The 18548-nt window shown below is 54.6% G+C and carries 13 protein-coding genes, 1 tRNA gene and 3 rRNA genes; 8 read left to right on the top strand and 9 right to left on the bottom strand.

Annotated elements, in window-relative coordinates; translation table 11 throughout:
- Positions 1-19: 19 nt before the first annotated feature.
- From M2422_RS12615 to M2422_RS12625, 3 genes are all read right to left on the bottom strand, one after another.
- On the bottom strand, positions 20-373 hold the full coding sequence (locus tag M2422_RS12615) for a DUF4156 domain-containing protein (protein ID WP_023310115.1): 354 nt from the start codon (positions 371-373) through the stop codon (positions 20-22).
- 134 nt (positions 374-507) lie between these two features.
- The gene (gene groL, locus M2422_RS12620) at positions 508-2151 is read right to left on the bottom strand and encodes a chaperonin GroEL (RefSeq protein ID WP_014882201.1); all 1644 of its coding nucleotides are present in this window, start codon (positions 2149-2151) and stop codon (positions 508-510) included.
- A gap of 31 nt (positions 2152-2182) precedes the next feature.
- On the bottom strand, positions 2183-2476 hold the full coding sequence (locus M2422_RS12625) for a co-chaperone GroES (protein ID WP_003855929.1): 294 nt from the start codon (positions 2474-2476) through the stop codon (positions 2183-2185).
- A 179-nt stretch (positions 2477-2655) separates the two neighbouring features.
- Here M2422_RS12625 and yjeH point away from each other — a divergent pair, with 179 nt between their 5' ends.
- On the top strand, positions 2656-3906 hold the full coding sequence (gene yjeH, locus M2422_RS12630; protein WP_064673117.1) for an L-methionine/branched-chain amino acid transporter: 1251 nt from the start codon (positions 2656-2658) through the stop codon (positions 3904-3906).
- 24 nt (positions 3907-3930) lie between these two features.
- On the opposite strand, the gene M2422_RS12635 is transcribed toward yjeH, so the two are convergent.
- Positions 3931-4395 carry an FxsA family protein gene (locus M2422_RS12635; protein ID WP_023616652.1) on the bottom strand — a complete coding sequence of 155 codons (465 nt, stop codon included), beginning with the start codon at positions 4393-4395 and terminating at the stop codon, positions 3931-3933.
- A gap of 335 nt (positions 4396-4730) precedes the next feature.
- Here M2422_RS12635 and aspA point away from each other — a divergent pair, with 335 nt between their 5' ends.
- From aspA to M2422_RS12660, 5 genes are all read left to right on the top strand, one after another.
- Entirely contained in the window at positions 4731-6167 is a 1437-nt protein-coding gene (gene aspA / locus M2422_RS12640; protein WP_003855923.1) for an aspartate ammonia-lyase, read from the top strand.
- 115 nt (positions 6168-6282) lie between these two features.
- A complete protein-coding gene (locus M2422_RS12645) occupies positions 6283-7584 on the top strand; it encodes an anaerobic C4-dicarboxylate transporter (RefSeq protein ID WP_039260997.1) in 1302 nt (433 codons plus the stop codon).
- A gap of 113 nt (positions 7585-7697) precedes the next feature.
- A complete protein-coding gene (gene cutA / locus M2422_RS12650) occupies positions 7698-8021 on the top strand; it encodes a divalent cation tolerance protein CutA (protein ID WP_014168278.1) in 324 nt (107 codons plus the stop codon).
- Positions 7997-9688, top strand: coding sequence for a protein-disulfide reductase DsbD (locus tag M2422_RS12655; protein ID WP_064673116.1), 1692 nt, complete (start codon positions 7997-7999; stop codon positions 9686-9688). Before cutA ends, M2422_RS12655 begins: the two co-directional genes overlap by 25 nt.
- A 49-nt stretch (positions 9689-9737) precedes the next feature.
- Positions 9738-10313, top strand: a complete 576-nt coding sequence (locus M2422_RS12660) for a transcriptional regulator (RefSeq protein WP_032641387.1) — start codon at positions 9738-9740, stop codon at positions 10311-10313.
- On the opposite strand, the gene M2422_RS12665 is transcribed toward M2422_RS12660, so the two are convergent.
- Together M2422_RS12665 and M2422_RS12670 are read right to left on the bottom strand one after the other, a co-directional pair.
- The gene (locus M2422_RS12665) at positions 10310-10900 is read right to left on the bottom strand and encodes a LysE family translocator (RefSeq protein WP_064673115.1); all 591 of its coding nucleotides are present in this window, start codon (positions 10898-10900) and stop codon (positions 10310-10312) included. The two genes, M2422_RS12660 and M2422_RS12665, sit on opposite strands and share 4 nt — an antisense overlap.
- Before the next feature lie 36 nt (positions 10901-10936).
- Positions 10937-11782, bottom strand: a complete 846-nt coding sequence (locus tag M2422_RS12670) for an AraC family transcriptional regulator (RefSeq protein ID WP_048975178.1) — start codon at positions 11780-11782, stop codon at positions 10937-10939.
- A 169-nt stretch (positions 11783-11951) separates the two neighbouring features.
- Between M2422_RS12670 and M2422_RS12675 the strand changes: the two genes are divergently transcribed.
- Positions 11952-12027: transfer RNA gene (locus tag M2422_RS12675), tRNA-Phe, on the top strand.
- Between the two features lie 214 nt (positions 12028-12241).
- Here the strand turns inward: M2422_RS12675 and rrf are convergent.
- The 3 genes from rrf to M2422_RS12690 form a co-directional block, all read right to left on the bottom strand.
- Positions 12242-12357: ribosomal RNA gene (gene rrf, locus M2422_RS12680) — 5S ribosomal RNA — on the bottom strand.
- 71 nt (positions 12358-12428) lie between these two features.
- Positions 12429-15334 (bottom strand): 23S ribosomal RNA (locus tag M2422_RS12685).
- A gap of 199 nt (positions 15335-15533) precedes the next feature.
- Positions 15534-17075: ribosomal RNA gene (locus M2422_RS12690) — 16S ribosomal RNA — on the bottom strand.
- Together the 16S, 23S and 5S rRNA genes form the textbook arrangement of a ribosomal RNA operon.
- 495 nt (positions 17076-17570) lie before the next feature.
- Between M2422_RS12690 and M2422_RS12695 the strand changes: the two genes are divergently transcribed.
- Entirely contained in the window at positions 17571-18524 is a 954-nt protein-coding gene (locus M2422_RS12695; protein WP_064672965.1) for a nickel/cobalt transporter, read from the top strand.
- Positions 18525-18548: the final 24 nt, after the last annotated feature.

Genomic DNA, 18548 nt, shown 5'->3' on the forward strand with positions numbered 1-18548 from the left:
GGGAGAGGGAAAAAGGCAATCAGTTCGGGCACTTGTAGACCTGGCCGTTCATCTGGCTGGCGGTCGGCACGAAGCTGGACAGCATACTCTGCGTTGGGCTGCTCACGCCGTAAATCACGTTACCGCCCATTGCCGCAGCCTGGTTACGCAGGGCATTCGCCGCACCGCGCATCGAGCCGCCTTCTTCGCCATGCTGCCCTGACATCCAGTTACTTTGCTCACCGGTTGCCGTGCCTAACAGCTGGCATTCACTGCCAGGCTTATCTTCCACAAAGCGAACGCCCTGGCCCGCTGCCGACAGCTCATTGCTGGAGCTACAACCCGCCAGCAGCAATGCTGCCCCTACAATCCCTGCACAGACTTTTACGCGCATGTTATTCCTCGTTTTCAATAAGCTGGACAGTAGTTGTCCGTGTGTAAATCTTATACCTAAAAGATGACCAAAAGAAAAACCCCCGAGCATTTCTGCCCGGGGGTTTTTCACGTTCTACGACGTAGAGCGCACGATTACATCATGCCGCCCATACCGCCCATGCCGCCCATGCCAGCAGCACCTAAGTCTGGTGCATCGCCTTTAGGCATATCGGTGACCATGCACTCGGTGGTGATCATCAGGCCAGCGACAGATGCCGCGTACTGCAGAGCAGAACGGGTCACTTTCGTTGGATCCAGGATACCGAAGTCGATCATGTTGCCGTATTCTTCAGTTGCTGCGTTATAACCGTAGTTACCTTCGCCCGCTTTCACGTTGTTCGCAACCACAGATGGCTCTTCACCGGCGTTAGAAACGATCTGACGCAGAGGAGCTTCCATTGCGCGCAGCGCAACTTTAATACCCACGTTCTGATCTTCGTTCTGTGCGGTCAGGCCTGCCAGTTTAGCGGCAACACGCACCAGCGCAACACCACCACCAGCAACCACGCCTTCTTCTACCGCAGCACGGGTCGCGTGCAGGGCATCGTCAACGCGTGCTTTTTTCTCTTTCATTTCAACTTCGGTCGCTGCACCGACTTTGATTACCGCAACGCCGCCTGCCAGTTTCGCTACGCGCTCCTGCAGTTTTTCACGGTCGTAATCGGAAGTCGCTTCTTCGATCTGCTTACGGATCTGACCAACGCGGCCCTGAATAGCAGCTTCTTCACCCACGCCATCGATGATGGTGGTGGTGTCTTTGTTGATCACAACGCGTTTCGCCTGGCCCAGGTCTTCCAGGGTCGCTTTTTCCAGCTCCATACCGATCTCTTCAGAGATTACGGTACCGCCGGTCAGGGTAGCGATATCCTGCAGCATCGCTTTACGGCGATCGCCGAAGCCAGGTGCTTTAACCGCAGCCACTTTCACGATGCCGCGCATGGTGTTAACCACCAGGGTCGCCAGCGCTTCGCCTTCAACGTCTTCAGCGATGATCACCAGCGGCTTGCCTGCTTTCGCAACGGCTTCCAGCACTGGCAGCATTTCGCGGATGTTGGAGATTTTCTTGTCAGCCAGCAGGATGAACGGGCTTTCCAGCTCAACAGCGCCAGTCTCTGGCTTGTTGATGAAGTATGGGGACAGGTAACCGCGGTCGAACTGCATACCTTCAACCACGTCCAGCTCGTCTTCCAGACCGGTACCGTCTTCAACGGTGATCACGCCTTCTTTACCGACTTTGTCCATCGCTTCAGCGATCAGTTTACCTACGGTTTCGTCGGAGTTAGCGGAGATAGTACCAACCTGAGCAATGGCTTTAGAGTCAGAGCACGGTACGGACAGCGCTTTCAGCTCTTCAACAGCGGAGGCGACAGCTTTGTCGATACCACGTTTCAGATCCATTGGGTTCATGCCCGCAGCAACGGCTTTCAGACCTTCGGTGATGATTGCCTGCGCCAGTACGGTCGCGGTGGTGGTACCGTCACCAGCAGCGTCGTTCGCTTTAGAGGCAACTTCTTTCACCATCTGCGCGCCCATGTTTTCGAACTTGTCTTCCAGCTCAATTTCACGTGCTACAGAAACACCATCTTTGGTGATGGTTGGCGCGCCGAAGGATTTATCCAGCACTACGTTGCGGCCTTTCGGGCCCAGAGTCACTTTAACTGCATCTGCCAGTACGTTTACGCCGCGGAGCATTTTTACACGAGCGTCGTTACCGAATTTTACGTCTTTAGCTGCCATGTTCTTATTTCCTCAAATTCTCGTGCGTAAATTACGCTTCAACAATTGCCAGAATGTCGCTCTCGGACATGATCAACACTTCTTCATTGTCGATCTTCTCGGATTTCACGCCGTAGCCATCGTTGAAAATTACGATGTCACCAACTTTAACGTCCAGTGGCTGCACAGTTCCGTTTTCCAGGATGCGGCCCTTACCGACAGCGATGATTTCGCCACGCGTTGATTTGGCTGCTGCAGAACCGGTCAGAACGATGCCGCCAGCAGACTTGGTTTCAACTTCTTTACGTTTGACGATCACACGATCATGTAACGGACGAATACTCATTGATAGCTCTCCTTTGAGAAAGTCATTATCAGTTATGGATGACGCCGGCCCGCATGCGGTTTTCCGACTAGTGCCCTGAGAGATGGGGATAGCTTTTTCCCCCTTCAAGGGGGAGTCGAAAAAAAAATTTGCGAAAGTGTTACCATCGCCTCTCTTTTGGTACTGGCAGGGCGATGTGAATGAGTGGACTCAAGCAGGAGCTGGGGCTGGCGCAGGGCGTCGGACTGCTCTCAACCTCCTTGTTAGGTACGGGCGTGTTTGCCGTACCCGCACTGGCGGCGCTGGTGGCTGGAAATAACAGCCTGTGGGCGTGGCCAGCGCTGATTGTATTGGTTTTCCCGATAGCCATTGTGTTTGCCATCCTGGGCCGGCATTTCCCCAGCGCGGGTGGCGTGGCGCACTTTGTCGGACTGGCCTTTGGCCCGCGGCTGCAGCGCGTTACCGGCTGGCTGTTTCTCTCCGTCATTCCGGTTGGCCTTCCTGCGGCGTTGCATATTGCGACCGGCTTTGGTCAGGCGCTGTTTGGCTGGCATAACGAGCAGTTATTGCTGGCCGAGCTGGGTACGCTGGCGATCGTCTGGTGGGTGGGCTCTCGCGGCGCCAGCTCCAGCGCCAACCTGCAGACGCTGGTTGCGGTGCTGATTGTCGCGCTCGTTGTCGCAATCTGGTGGGCGGGCGATATCACAATAAAGGAAATTCCCTTCCCTGCGGTGACAGACGTCGACCATTCCCAGCTTTTCGCCGCGCTCTCCGTCATGTTCTGGTGTTTTGTCGGCCTGGAAGCCTTTGCCCATCTGGCCTCTGAATTTAAGCAGCCTGAACGTGATTTCCCCCGCGCGCTGATGATAGGCCTGCTGCTGGCTGGCACGGTCTATTGGGCGTGTACCGTGCTGGTCTTACACTTCCACGCGTTCGGAGCGGATCTCGCCGCCGCGGCATCGCTACCGGGTATCGTGGTGGAACTGTTCGGCGTGAAGGCGCTATGGATCGCCTGCGTCATCGGCTATCTCGCCTGTTTTGCCAGCCTCAATATTTATATCCAGAGCTTTGCCCGGCTGGTGTGGTCGCAGGCGCTCGACAAACCAGAGAATCGCCTCGCACGCCTGTCTAAACGCCAGCTTCCGCTGAATGCCCTGAATGCCGTACTGGGCTGCTGCATGGTGAGCACGCTGTGTATTTACGCACTGAAGATCAATCTGGACGCGCTGATCGTCTACGCCAACGGCGTTTTCATCATGATCTACCTGCTGTGCATGCTGGCGGGATGTCGTTTGCTGAAAGGTCGCTATAAAGCTCTGGCGGTCGTCGGGGGTATGCTTTGCCTGCTGTTGCTGGCGATGGTGGGATGGAAGAGTCTGTACGCGATTGTCATGCTGGCAGGGCTGTGGGTGTTTTTGCCGAAGCGCGGTGCGCTACCGGAGGCCCGGTAGGCGAAGCGCCACCGGGCAACAAAATCACCGATCGTCTTTATGGTCTAAACGGTCGTGCTGTTCATCCTTACGCTGATACTCCCCTTCAAAGGTATCGCCCGGCCCGGTGCTGAATCCGCCCCCCGGCATACGGCTAAAGCGCAGATGCGGCAGCAGCTTCATGGTCAGGTGTTTTTGCACCGGCGGCAGAAGCAGCAGAAGGCCAAGGAAGTCAGTGAAGAACCCCGGCAGGATCAGCAGCAGCCCCGCAATAATCAACGACACGCTTTTGATCATCTCTTCCGCCGGGCTTTCCCCTGCAGCCATCTTCTGCTGCATTATCAGGAAATTTTTGAAACCCTGATTGCGCACCAGCGACATGCCGATGACGGAGGTGAAAATCACCAGAATCAGCGTCAGCAGGACGCCCAGCACATGGGCAACCTGGATGAAAATGGAAATCTCAATGTAAACATAGAGAAAGAAAGCAATAAACGGTATCCAGCGCACTGGCATCTCCTGTGTGGCAGAGGCCATCGGGCCCCTGTCTGAATGTGTTCGCGACGCGCGTTTGTATGAAATGGTGACGGTTAGCGAAAATTCAATCAGTTTGCACGGATATTTTTTTTGGAAATTATAAAGCGGTGACCCATTTCACAGATTAATAATTATCATGGAATCGGCTCGATAATAAGTGATCCAGCTTACGGCAATTCGCTATCATCAGCATATGATCTCGAACATCTGGCTGATTGAGGGAATAATCGTCGGCCAGAAAATATTCAAAACCACATAAATACTGTGTGTTTAGTACAATCCATCGGCAGCTTGAAAAGAAGGTTCACATGTTAAACAACATTCGTATCGAAGAAGACTTGTTGGGTACCAGGGAAGTTCCAGCGGATGCCTACTACGGTGTCCACACTCTGAGAGCGATTGAAAACTTCTACATCAGCAACAGCAAAATCAGCGACATTCCTGAGTTTGTCCGTGGCATGGTGATGGTGAAGAAAGCCGCAGCACTGGCCAACAAAGAGCTGCAAACCATTCCTAAAAGCGCGGCAAATGCGATTATCGCGGCCTGCGATGAAGTGCTGAACAACGGCAAATGCATGGACCAGTTCCCGGTTGACGTCTATCAGGGCGGCGCGGGCACCTCCGTCAACATGAATACCAACGAAGTACTGGCAAACATTGGCCTGGAGCTGATGGGTCACCAGAAAGGTGAATACCAGTACCTGAACCCGAACGACCACGTAAACAAATGCCAGTCTACCAACGACGCCTACCCTACCGGCTTCCGTATCGCGGTGTATGCCTCTGTGGTGAAACTGGTGGATGCGATCAACCAGCTGGGTGATGGCTTCCAGCGTAAAGCGGTTGAGTTCCAGGACATCCTGAAAATGGGTCGTACCCAGCTGCAGGACGCGGTGCCGATGACGCTCGGCCAGGAATTCCACGCGTTTAACGTACTGCTGAACGAAGAGACCAAAAACCTGCTGCGCACCTCCGAGCTGCTGCTGGAAGTGAACCTGGGCGCCACCGCCATCGGTACGCGTCTGAACACCCCGGATGGCTATCAGCAGCTGGCGGTACAGAAGCTGGCTGAAGTCTCTAACCTGCCGGTTGTGCCTGCAGAAGACCTGATTGAAGCCACCTCCGACTGCGGCGCCTACGTCATGGTACACAGCGCCCTGAAACGTCTGGCGGTGAAACTGTCCAAAATCTGTAACGACCTGCGCCTGCTCTCTTCCGGTCCGCGCGCTGGCCTGAATGAAATCAACCTGCCAGAGCTGCAGGCCGGTTCATCCATCATGCCAGCCAAGGTGAACCCGGTAGTGCCAGAAGTGGTGAACCAGGTTTGCTTCAAAGTCATCGGTAACGATACAACCGTGACCATGGCCTCGGAAGCGGGTCAGCTGCAGCTGAACGTGATGGAGCCAGTGATTGGCCAGGCGATGTTTGAATCCATCCACATTCTGACCAACGCCTGCTACAACCTGCTGGAAAAATGCATTAACGGCATCACGGCGAATAAAGAAGTCTGTGAGGGTTATGTCTATAACTCCATCGGGATCGTCACCTACCTCAACCCGTTCATCGGCCACCACAACGGTGATATCGTCGGTAAGATTTGCGCCGAAACCGGTAAGAGCGTACGTGAAGTGGTGCTGGAGCGCGGGCTGTTGACCGAAGCTGAGCTGGACGATATCTTCTCGGCCCAGAACCTGATGCACCCGGCATATAAAGCGAAACGATATACCGATGAAAGCGAACAGTAACCGTTCTGGCTAGGCTTCTTAAGGCACGTCACTTGTGACGTGCCTTTTTTCTTTTTAGGCGTTACCTAAATACAACAATTCAATATCAACTTGTTAATAAACAAGGCAGGTCCTTATGTTTGGAGCAGAACTCGTCATCGTCTTGTTGGCGATTTATTTGGGAGCAAGACTCGGGGGTATCGGCATTGGTTTTGCCGGCGGTCTCGGGGTGCTCGTTCTTACCCTTATCTTTCAGATTAAACCCGGCGCAATCCCGTTCGACGTTATCGAAATCATCATGGCAGTTATTGCCGCTATCGCCGCCATGCAGGTGGCAGGCGGTATGGACTACCTGGTAAGCCTGGCGGAGCGTATGCTGCGCCGCCATCCAAAATACATTACCTTCCTTGCCCCGCTGGTGACCTGGTTTATGACCATTCTCGCCGGTACGGGCCACACCGCCTTCTCTACGCTGCCGGTGATTACCGAAGTGGCGAAAGAGCAGGGTATCCGTCCGTCTCGTCCGCTCTCAATTGCCGTCGTCGCGTCCCAGATTGCCATTACCGCCTCGCCGATTTCCGCTGCGGTGGTCTTCTTCGCCGGTATTCTGGAGCCGATGGGCGTGAGCTACCTGACGCTGCTGGCGATCTGTATCCCGGTGACGCTGATCGCGGTGATGATTACTGCCGTGCTGTGTAACTTCCTCGGCGCTGAACTGAAAGACGATCCGGTTTACCAGGAACGCCTCGCCAAGGGTGAAGTGAGACTGCGCGGCAGCCAGGTCTTCGAGCTGAAGCCGCACGCAAAGCGCTCCGTGCTGCTGTTCCTGATCGGTATTGTCGCGGTGATGTTCTACGCGACCGCCATCAGCGATACCGTGGGCCTGATCCAGAACCCTGTCCTGCCGCGTAACGAAGCGATTGTAGTGTTTATGCTGACCATCGCGACGCTGATTAGCATCACCTGTAAAATCGACACCAGCGAAGTGCTGAACGCCAGCACCTTTAAATCCGGTATGAGCGCCTGCGTATGCGTACTGGGCGTGGCGTGGCTCGGTGATACCTTCGTGAAAGCGCACATCAGCGACATTCAGACCATCGCTGGCGACCTGCTGCACAACTACCCGTGGCTGCTGGCGGTGGTGCTGTTCTTTGCCGCTACCCTGCTTTACTCCCAGGCGGCGACCACCAAAGCGCTGATGCCTGCGGCACTGATGCTGGGCGTGACGCCACTGACGGCGATTGCCTCTTTCGCGGCGGTTTCTGCCCTGTTCGTTCTGCCAACCTACCCAACCCTGCTGGCGGCGGTGGAGATGGACGACACCGGCTCAACCCGTATCGGTAAGTATGTGTTTAACCACGCGTTCCTGATCCCGGGCGTGGTCGCCATTTCACTTTGCGTGATCCTCGGCTTTATCATTGGCGGCGTGGTGCTGTAAACGGTGAGTGGTTGTAAAAATAGTTAAAAACGGGCCGCACTGCGGCCCGTTTCATTAATGACCAACCGCCTTGCGTGATATAGTGAAGCCTTTCGTGATGAGGAGGTCGACTTGTGAACACGCCTGATGCTGTTGTCGTACTGTGTACCGCCCCTGATGAAGCCTCTGCCCAGGATCTCGCCGCCAAAGTGCTGGCCGAAAAACTGGCTGCCTGCGTGACGCTCCTCCCCGGTGCCACCTCCCTTTATTACTGGGAAGGCAAGCTGGAGCAAGAGTACGAAGTCCAGATGTTGCTCAAAACCAATCTGGCGAATCAGCAGGCTCTCCTGGATTGCCTCAAATCTCATCATCCTTACCAAACCCCGGAGCTGCTGGTATTGCCAGTGGTTCATGGCGATAACGACTATCTCTCATGGCTCAACGCTTCCTTACGCTGATCCTGCTGCTGTGCAGCACGTCAGCTTTTGCCGGGTTGTTTGACGCGCCCGGCCGTTCGAACTTTATTCCTGCCGACCAGGCGTTTGTTTTCGATTTTCAGCAGAACCAGCACGATCTGACGCTCACCTGGCAGGTGAAAGAGGGCTATTACCTCTATCGCAAGCAGGTGAGTATTACCCCTGCCCAGGCAAACGTGGCCGCATTACAATTGCCCGCTGGCGAGTGGCACGAGGACGAGTTCTACGGCAAGAGTGAAATCTACCGCCAGCGCTTAAGCGTGCCCGTGACGGTGAATCAGGCCGATAAAGGCGCGACGCTGACGGTGACCTATCAGGGATGCGCGGACGCGGGATTCTGCTATCCACCGGAAACGAAAGTCGTGCCGCTTAGCGAAGTGAAAGCGTCTGCTGCTGTAACGCCGGTCCCTGCGGTTGAGAAAACCAACGACCGCGCTGACCTTCCGTTCTCAGCGCTGTGGGCGTTACTGATTGGTATCGGCATTGCCTTTACGCCGTGCGTGTTGCCGATGTATCCGCTCATCTCTGGCATCGTGCTGGGCGGCAAACAGCGTCTTTCTACCGCCCGCGCCCTGCTGCTGGCTTTTATATACGTGCAAGGAATGGCGCTAACCTACACAGCCCTTGGCCTTGTGGTTGCCGCTGCCGGGTTACAGTTCCAGGCGGCACTCCAGCACCCTTATGTTCTCATTGGCCTGTCAGCGGTGTTTATCCTTTTGGCGCTGTCAATGTTTGGCCTGTTCACGCTACAGCTGCCCTCTTCGCTGCAAACGCGCTTAACGCTGATGAGCAACCGTCAGCAGGGCGGCTCCGCAGGCGGCGTGTTTGCGATGGGTGCCATTGCCGGGCTGATTTGCTCTCCCTGCACTACCGCACCGCTGAGCGCTATCCTGCTGTACATCGCCCAGAGCGGTAACATGTGGCTCGGCGGGGGTACGCTGTACCTCTACGCGCTCGGCATGGGCCTGCCGCTGATTCTGGTCACGGTTTTCGGCAATCGACTTCTGCCGAAGAGCGGCCCGTGGATGGAGACGGTGAAAACCGCATTTGGTTTTGTCATCCTCGCGCTGCCGGTGTTCCTTCTTGAGCGTATCATCGGCGACGCCTGGGGTCTGCGCCTGTGGGCGATACTCGGCGTATCATTCTTTGCCTGGGCGTTTATCGTCAGCCTGGGGGCGAAGAAGCCATGGATGCGCCTGGTGCAAATCCTGCTGCTGGCTGCCGCGCTGGTGAGCGTACGCCCTCTCCAGGACTGGGCGTTCGGCACACCGGTGAGTCAGACCCAGGCGCATCTGAACTTTACCCAGATAAAAAACGTGGATGAACTTAACAGCGCACTGGCAGAGGCGAAAGACAAACCGGTGATGCTCGATCTCTATGCCGACTGGTGTGTCGCCTGCAAAGAGTTTGAAAAATATACTTTTAGCGATCCACAGGTGCAAAGCGCCCTGAAAGAGACCGTTTTGCTCCAGGCTAACGTGACCGCCAATAATGCGCAGGATAAGGCTCTGCTGAAGCAGCTTAACGTGCTCGGGCTGCCAACCATTCTGTTCTTCAATCAACAGGGCCATGAGCAGCCAGAACAGCGTGTAACCGGGTTTATGGATGCTGCGGCATTTAGCGCGCATTTGCGCAATCGCCAACCGTAAACAACACTTTAAGCGGGACAAACCGTTGGGAATAGCGGAGGAGATAACCGTGCAACGTGAAGACGTACTGGGACAAGCCCTGCAACTACTTGAGATTCAAGGGATCGCCAGCACCACGCTTGAGATGGTAGCCGACCGTATCGATTATCCCCTGGATGAACTTAAGCGCTTCTGGCCGGATAAAGAGGCGCTACTCTATGATGCCCTGCGCTATCTCAGCCAGCAGGTTGATGTCTGGCGCAGACAACTGATGCTGAATGAAGAACTGACCGCGGAGCAAAAGCTGCTGGCGCGCTATACCGCGCTGACGGAATGCGTCAGCAACAACCGCTACCCGGGTTGTCTGTTCATCGCCGCCTGCACTTATTTTCCTGACCCTGGCCATCCTATTCACCAGTTGGCGGATCAGCAAAAACGGGCGGCGCATGACTTTACCCACGAACTGCTGACCACGCTGGAAGTCGATGACCCTGCGATGGTGGCTAAACAGATGGAGCTGGTGCTGGAAGGTTGCCTCAGCCGCATGCTGGTGAACCGTAGCCAGGCCGATGTGGATACGGCGCACCGCCTGGCGGAAGATATTCTACGCTTTGCCCAATGCAGAATGGGTGGAGCGCTGACCTAAGCCAGCATGCCCGCCCAGGCGGAGACGAGCAGACACAGCGCCATCAGGCGCTGAAACCGCACCATCGCCACGGTGGTGCGAAAAATTCGGTTCACCGCTTTACCCAACCACGCCCAGCACATCAAACAGGCTATCGAGATCAGCAGAAACCATAGCGCCATTAGCGCAATATCGTGCAATGCATGGTCACCAGCTGGGGCAAACAGGCTGACGACGGCCAGCGCCATCATCCAGGTTTTGGGGTTCACGATCTGCAGCAGCGCCGCCGCCCGAGCGGTGAATCGAATACGGTACTCAGCGGAGAGACGGGCAGCCGGGGCGCGAAACAGCTGCCAGCTCATCCCGCTTAGCCACAGCACGCCTGCCCAGCTCATTATCTGACGTATCAGAGGATACTGACGCAGCACTTCCCCCGCGCCCGCGCCTGATACCAGCACAATCGCACTGGCCGCGATACATCCGCCCAGAATAGCAGGTACGGTATTTTTTACGCCAAAGTGCTGGCTGTTCGTCAGCACGAGAATATTGGTCGGCCCCGGCGTAATGGAGGCGACAAATGCGAACAACAGAAAGGGTATCAAACTCACGGGTGGCTCCTTTTTATTAGAGCCATGAATGTGCCGTTATTTTTTGGAAACGTCTGGAAGGTTTGTGCACAACCGTCGGTAGTGTGCAGGAGAGATACGGTAAGCACGCTGAAACCAACGTCCCAGATGGCTTTGATCGGCAAAACCCACTGCGGCAGCCACATCAACGGGCTGGTCCCCACGCGCCAGCAGCTGTCGGGCCTTTGCCAGACGAAGCTGAATAAGCCATGCGTGTGGCGCCAGGTTGAACTCGCGCTTAAAACAGCGCGTCAGGGTAAAGCGATCCGTTCCCGTCTCGCGCGCAAGGTCTGACAGCCCTACGTTCTCGCCGATATGAGCAAAGAGATAGTCGCGCGCACGGTGCGCCACGGCAGCGCTTTGTAACTGCGACGGCAGTTTTTTACGCCAGTGGCAGTGGGCGGTGATCCGGGAGAGCAGATTATCCATTGTGCTCTGCTGAACGATTTTCATCTCGTCATTATGCAGGGTGGAAAATGTCTCACCGATAGCACGCACCAGCTGCGGCTCCCGCGTCAACGTTTGGGCAAAGTGGAGTGAATAACTCCCGGGAGTAGATTCGTAAAGCCCTTGTAGCGCACGGGTAAGCCAGCGCTCATCCAGATAGAAGGTCAAATAGGTAAAGCCGCCCTCTACAGGCGCATCACCGTCGTGGATCTCGCCAGGTTCGAGGAGAAATGCGTCGCCCGGCTGGCTACGATGACGCTCACGGCGGCAGTGAAACTGCTGCGTGCCGGAGAGGGTTATCCCTACCAGATAGCTATCGTGCCAGTGCGGATCAAAGGCATGACCTTCGAAATGCGCTTTAATCGTCTCAATACCCGTATCTGCATGCTGACGCAGTTCAAGCCAGTCATTCGCCATACTGTCCTCCTCTTGCTATCAGCATTGCCGTATTACGCTGGTTGTGTCTGGAAGATTTGTGCATTTTCACGGCGAAAGCGGACAGACTGCCGCAAACTTAAGCAATTGAACAGCTTTTCCCGAAATAATGTTGACGATCGAGCGTGATTGCGGTTTAATGCGCTCCGTTGCCCGGATAGCTCAGTCGGTAGAGCAGGGGATTGAAAATCCCCGTGTCCTTGGTTCGATTCCGAGTCCGGGCACCACTATTTAAAGAACCCAGCCTATGGCTGGGTTTTTGCTTTTCTGCGTTTATACATCCCTTCTTTGTATTCTTATTTCTCTTTGTCGTGGGATCGTGCGGTCTGCGTTGCCGGATGGCGGCTTTGCCTTATCCGGCCTACTAAGCGCCATCGGGCTTTTCTGCGCGCACAAAGCAAAAAACCCCGCACCTTACGGTACGGGGTTTTTCTAATTGATGCCTGGCAGTTCCCTACTCTCACATGGGGAGACCCCACACTACCATCGGCGCTACGGCGTTTCACTTCTGAGTTCGGCATGGGGTCAGGTGGGACCACCGCGCTAAAGCCGCCAGGCAAATTCTGTTAATCTGTATCAGAGCTGAAAATCGTGTCTGTCTCATCCGCCGAAACAGCTTCGGCGTTGTAAGGTTAAGCCTCACGGTTCATTAGTATCGGTTAGCTCAACGCATCGCTGCGCTTACACACCCGACCTATCAACGTCGTAGTCTTCAACGTTCCTTCAGGACCCTTAAAGGGTCAGGGAGAACTCATCTCGGGGCAAGTTTCGTGCTTAGATGCTTTCAGCACTTATCTTTTCCGCATTTAGCTACCGGGCAGTGCCATTGGCATGACAACCCGAACACCAGTGATGCGTCCACTCCGGTCCTCTCGTACTAGGAGCAGCCCCCCTCAATTCTCCAGCGCCCACGGCAGATAGGGACCGAACTGTCTCACGACGTTCTAAACCCAGCTCGCGTACCACTTTAAATGGCGAACAGCCATACCCTTGGGACCTACTTCAGCCCCAGGATGTGATGAGCCGACATCGAGGTGCCAAACACCGCCGTCGATATGAACTCTTGGGCGGTATCAGCCTGTTATCCCCGGAGTACCTTTTATCCGTTGAGCGATGGCCCTTCCATTCAGAACCACCGGATCACTATGACCTGCTTTCGCACCTGCTCGAGCCGTCACTCTCGCAGTCAAGCTAGCTTATGCCATTGCACTAACCTCCTGATGTCCGACCAGGATTAGCTAACCTTCGTGCTCCTCCGTTACTCTTTGGGAGGAGACCGCCCCAGTCAAACTACCCACCAGACACTGTCCGCAACCCGGATTACGGGTCTACGTTAGAACACCAGCCATTAAAGGGTGGTATTTCAAGGTTGGCTCCACGCAGACTGGCGTCCACGCTTCAAAGCCTCCCACCTATCCTACACATCAAGGACCAGTGTTCAGTGTCAAGCTATAGTAAAGGTTCACGGGGTCTTTCCGTCTTGCCGCGGGTACACTGCATCTTCACAGCGAGTTCAATTTCACTGAGTCTCGGGTGGAGACAGCCTGGCCATCATTACGCCATTCGTGCAGGTCGGAACTTACCCGACAAGGAATTTCGCTACCTTAGGACCGTTATAGTTACGGCCGCCGTTTACCGGGGCTTCGATCAAGAGCTTCGCGTTGCCGCTAACCCCATCAATTAACCTTCCGGCACCGGGCAGGCGTCACACCGTATACGTCCACTTTCGTGTTTGCACAGTGCTGTGTTTTTAATAAACAGTTGCAGCCAGCTGGTATCTTCGACTGATTTCAGCTCCACCCGCAGGGGCTTCACCTACATATCAGCGTGCCTTCTCCCGAAGTTACGGCACCATTTTGCCTAGTTCCTTCACCCGAGTTCTCTCAAGCGCCTTGGTATTCTCTACCTGACCACCTGTGTCGGTTTGGGGTACGATTTGATGTTACCTGATGCTTAGAGGCTTTTCCTGGAAGCAGGGCATTTGTTACTTCAGCACCGTAGTGCCTCGTCATCACACCTCAGCGTTAAAAAGGTACCGGATTTACCTGGAACCTCCGCCTACATGCTTAAACCGGGACAACCGTCGCCCGGCTAACATAGCCTTCTCCGTCCCCCCTTCGCAGTAACACCAAGTACAGGAATATTAACCTGTTTCCCATCGACTACGCCTTTCGGCCTCGCCTTAGGGGTCGACTCACCCTGCCCCGATTAACGTTGGACAGGAACCCTTGGTCTTCCGGCGAGCGGGCTTTTCACCCGCTTTATCGTTACTTATGTCAGCATTCGCACTTCTGATACCTCCAGCATGCCTCACAGCACACCTTCAACGGCTTACAGAACGCTCCCCTACCCAACAACACCTAAGTGTCGCTGCCGCAGCTTCGGTGCATGGTTTAGCCCCGTTACATCTTCCGCGCAGGCCGACTCGACCAGTGAGCTATTACGCTTTCTTTAAATGATGGCTGCTTCTAAGCCAACATCCTGGCTGTCTGTGCCTTCCCACATCGTTTCCCACTTAACCATGACTTTGGGACCTTAGCTGGCGGTCTGGGTTGTTTCCCTCTTCACGACGGACGTTAGCACCCGCCGTGTGTCTCCCGTGATAACATTCTTCGGTATTCGTAGTTTGCATCGGGTTGGTAAGCCGGGATGGCCCCCTAGCCGAAACAGTGCTCTACCCCCGAAGATGAGTTCACGAGGCGCTACCTAAATAGCTTTCGGGGAGAACCAGCTATCTCCCGGTTTGATTGGCCTTTCACCCCCAGCCACAAGTCATCCGCTAATTTTTCAACATTAGTCGGTTCGGTCCTCCAGTTAGTGTTACCCAACCTTCAACCTGCCCATGGCTAGATCACCGGGTTTCGGGTCTATACCCTGCAACTTAACGCCCAGTTAAGACTCGGTTTCCCTTCGGCTCCCCTATACGGTTAACCTTGCTACAGAATATAAGTCGCTGACCCATTATACAAAAGGTACGCAGTCACACCACGAAGGTGCTCCCACTGCTTGTACGTACACGGTTTCAGGTTCTTTTTCACTCCCCTCGCCGGGGTTCTTTTCGCCTTTCCCTCACGGTACTGGTTCACTATCGGTCAGTCAGGAGTATTTAGCCTTGGAGGATGGTCCCCCCATATTCAGACAGGATACCACGTGTCCCGCCCTACTCTTCGAGTTCACAACCTGTGTGCTTTCGTGTACGGGACTGTCACCCTGTACCGTGCGACTTTCCAGACGCTTCCACTAACACACAAGCTGATTCAGACTCTGGGCTGCTCCCCGTTCGCTCGCCGCTACTGGGGGAATCTCGGTTGATTTCTTTTCCTCGGGGTACTTAGATGTTTCAGTTCCCCCGGTTCGCCTCGTTAACCTATGTATTCAGTTAACGATAGTGTGACGAATCACACTGGGTTTCCCCATTCGGACATCGCCGGGTCAAAGGTTCATATCACCTCGCCGGCGCTTTTCGCAGATTAGCACGTCCTTCATCGCCTCTGACTGCCAGGGCATCCACCGTGTACGCTTAGTCGCTTAACCTCACAACCCGAAGATGTTTCACTTCATGATTGCGAAAATTTGAGAGACTCGAACACACATAACATGTGTGTCGTTTCAATTTTCAGCTTGATCCAGATTTTTAAAGAGCAAAACTTCTTAATGCACTCAAAAGTACATTCAGAAGTTCATCATTCATCAGACAATCTGTGTGGACACTACAAAGGCAGGTTCTTTAAGGTAAGGAGGTGATCCAACCGCAGGTTCCCCTACGGTTACCTTGTTACGACTTCACCCCAGTCATGAATCACAAAGTGGTAAGCGCCCTCCCGAAGGTTAAGCTACCTACTTCTTTTGCAACCCACTCCCATGGTGTGACGGGCGGTGTGTACAAGGCCCGGGAACGTATTCACCGTAGCATTCTGATCTACGATTACTAGCGATTCCGACTTCATGGAGTCGAGTTGCAGACTCCAATCCGGACTACGACGCACTTTATGAGGTCCGCTTGCTCTCGCGAGGTCGCTTCTCTTTGTATGCGCCATTGTAGCACGTGTGTAGCCCTACTCGTAAGGGCCATGATGACTTGACGTCATCCCCACCTTCCTCCAGTTTATCACTGGCAGTCTCCTTTGAGTTCCCGGCCGGACCGCTGGCAACAAAGGATAAGGGTTGCGCTCGTTGCGGGACTTAACCCAACATTTCACAACACGAGCTGACGACAGCCATGCAGCACCTGTCTCAGAGTTCCCGAAGGCACCAATCCATCTCTGGAAAGTTCTCTGGATGTCAAGAGTAGGTAAGGTTCTTCGCGTTGCATCGAATTAAACCACATGCTCCACCGCTTGTGCGGGCCCCCGTCAATTCATTTGAGTTTTAACCTTGCGGCCGTACTCCCCAGGCGGTCGACTTAACGCGTTAGCTCCGGAAGCCACGCCTCAAGGGCACAACCTCCAAGTCGACATCGTTTACGGCGTGGACTACCAGGGTATCTAATCCTGTTTGCTCCCCACGCTTTCGCACCTGAGCGTCAGTCTTTGTCCAGGGGGCCGCCTTCGCCACCGGTATTCCTCCAGATCTCTACGCATTTCACCGCTACACCTGGAATTCTACCCCCCTCTACAAGACTCTAGCCTGCCAGTTTCGAATGCAGTTCCCAGGTTGAGCCCGGGGATTTCACATCCGACTTGACAGACCGCCTGCGTGCGCTTTACGCCCAGTAATTCCGATTAACGCTTGCACCCTCCGTATTACCGCGGCTGCTGGCACGGAGTTAGCCGGTGCTTCTTCTGCGGGTAACGTCAATCGACAAGGTTATTAACCTTATCGCCTTCCTCCCCGCTGAAAGTACTTTACAACCCGAAGGCCTTCTTCATACACGCGGCATGGCTGCATCAGGCTTGCGCCCATTGTGCAATATTCCCCACTGCTGCCTCCCGTAGGAGTCTGGACCGTGTCTCAGTTCCAGTGTGGCTGGTCATCCTCTCAGACCAGCTAGGGATCGTCGCCTAGGTGAGCCGTTACCCCACCTACTAGCTAATCCCATCTGGGCACATCTGATGGCAAGAGGCCCGAAGGTCCCCCTCTTTGGTCTTGCGACGTTATGCGGTATTAGCTACCGTTTCCAGTAGTTATCCCCCTCCATCAGGCAGTTTCCCAGACATTACTCACCCGTCCGCCGCTCGCCGGCAAAGTAGCAAGCTACTTTCCGCTGCCGCTCGACTTGCATGTGTTAGGCCTGCCGCCAGCGTTCAATCTGAGCCATGATCAAACTCTTCAATTTAAGTTTGATGCTCGTGAATTAAACTTCGTAATGAATTACGTATGTTCACTCAGAGACTTGGTATTCATTTATTGTCCGAAGACATTAAGAATCCATGTCACTTTGAGTGCCCACACAGATTGTCTGATAAATTGTTAAAGAGCAGTGCAAAGCGGCTTTCGCTCACCGTTGCGAGGTGGCGTATATTACGCTTTCCTCTTTCAGAGTCAACCCGTTATTTCAGAATTTTTTCTCGTCAACCGACCGGGTTGTTTGTGAAGTGATTCACATCCGCCGTGTCGATGGAGGCGCATTATAGGGAGTTCTCAGCAGGCCGCAACCGCTAAATGACAGAAAAATGACTGACTGCTGCATTCCACAGCAAAACCCCGCCTTATACCCTTTTATGCACAAAGTTATCCACAATCATGAGCGGTTCGCGATGCGATCCTACGAATTGAGCGGGAAGATCAACTATACTAGCGGCAAATAATCTCCCCTGTGCAGGCCCCCCTCATGACCACACAACGCCTCGCCCGCGACTGGCGTCTCCCTACCGCAGGTTTGATGCTGCTGGCACTCCTCTTTGCGGGTTTTACCCTGCATGCGCACTGGAACGCTTTTATCCAGTGGTGTCTCGCCACGCAAATTACGCTGCACCGCTATCTGGTGATGTATCTGCTGCAGCTTAATAACCACCAGTACAGCGGCGGATTATGGCTGTTAACGGGGGCTTTCCTTTATGGTGTCCTTCACGCCATTGGACCCGGACACGGAAAGTTCATCGTGACGACCTATCTGACCACCAATAAGGAAAGCGAACTGGCCGCCCGGGTTGTCCCCTTCCTGGGTAGCCTGATGCAGGGCGTCAGCGCCATTCTGTTTGTCTTTATTCTGGCGGTGGGGTTTAACCTCGCCTCAGGGGATATCAGTACCAGCCGCTGGTACGTGGAGAAGATAAGCGCAGTGCTTATTGGCGCATTCGGTGCTTTTGTCATTTACCAGGCGCTGAAGAGCCTGCGCCCGCGCAGGATGACTATCTCCGCCATCAAGCCGCTTCATCAGCACGATGAACACTGTGGCTGCGGACATCACGGCGTAGGTACAGATCTGACGCAGGGCGACTGGAAAACGCGCCTGGGCGTCATTCTGGCGATTGGCGCACGTCCGTGCAGCGGGGCGATCATGATTCTGATGTTTTCGAACGCGCTGGGCATTGTCACCTGGGGGGTAGCCGCGGTCATGACCATGTCTTTGGGCACCGCACTTTCTATTGTGGGGCTTTCCCTGGCTGTACGTTACGCCCGCGAGCGCACGGTGACCTGGTTCGGAGAGAGCGCCTCATTGAGATGGCTCGTACCGGCAGTCAAAATAGCCGGAGGGATAGTCCTGATCCTGTTTGCGACGGTGCTGTTCCTGACGGTGATCCCCGTCAGCGCCAATGGCGACTACATCGCTGCCGGATGCTAATAAAAGAAAACCCGCCGTTGGCGG

This window comes from Enterobacter sp. SLBN-59, from assembly GCF_024807915.1.
GTDB classification, from domain to species: Bacteria; Pseudomonadota; Gammaproteobacteria; order Enterobacterales; family Enterobacteriaceae; genus Enterobacter; species Enterobacter asburiae_B.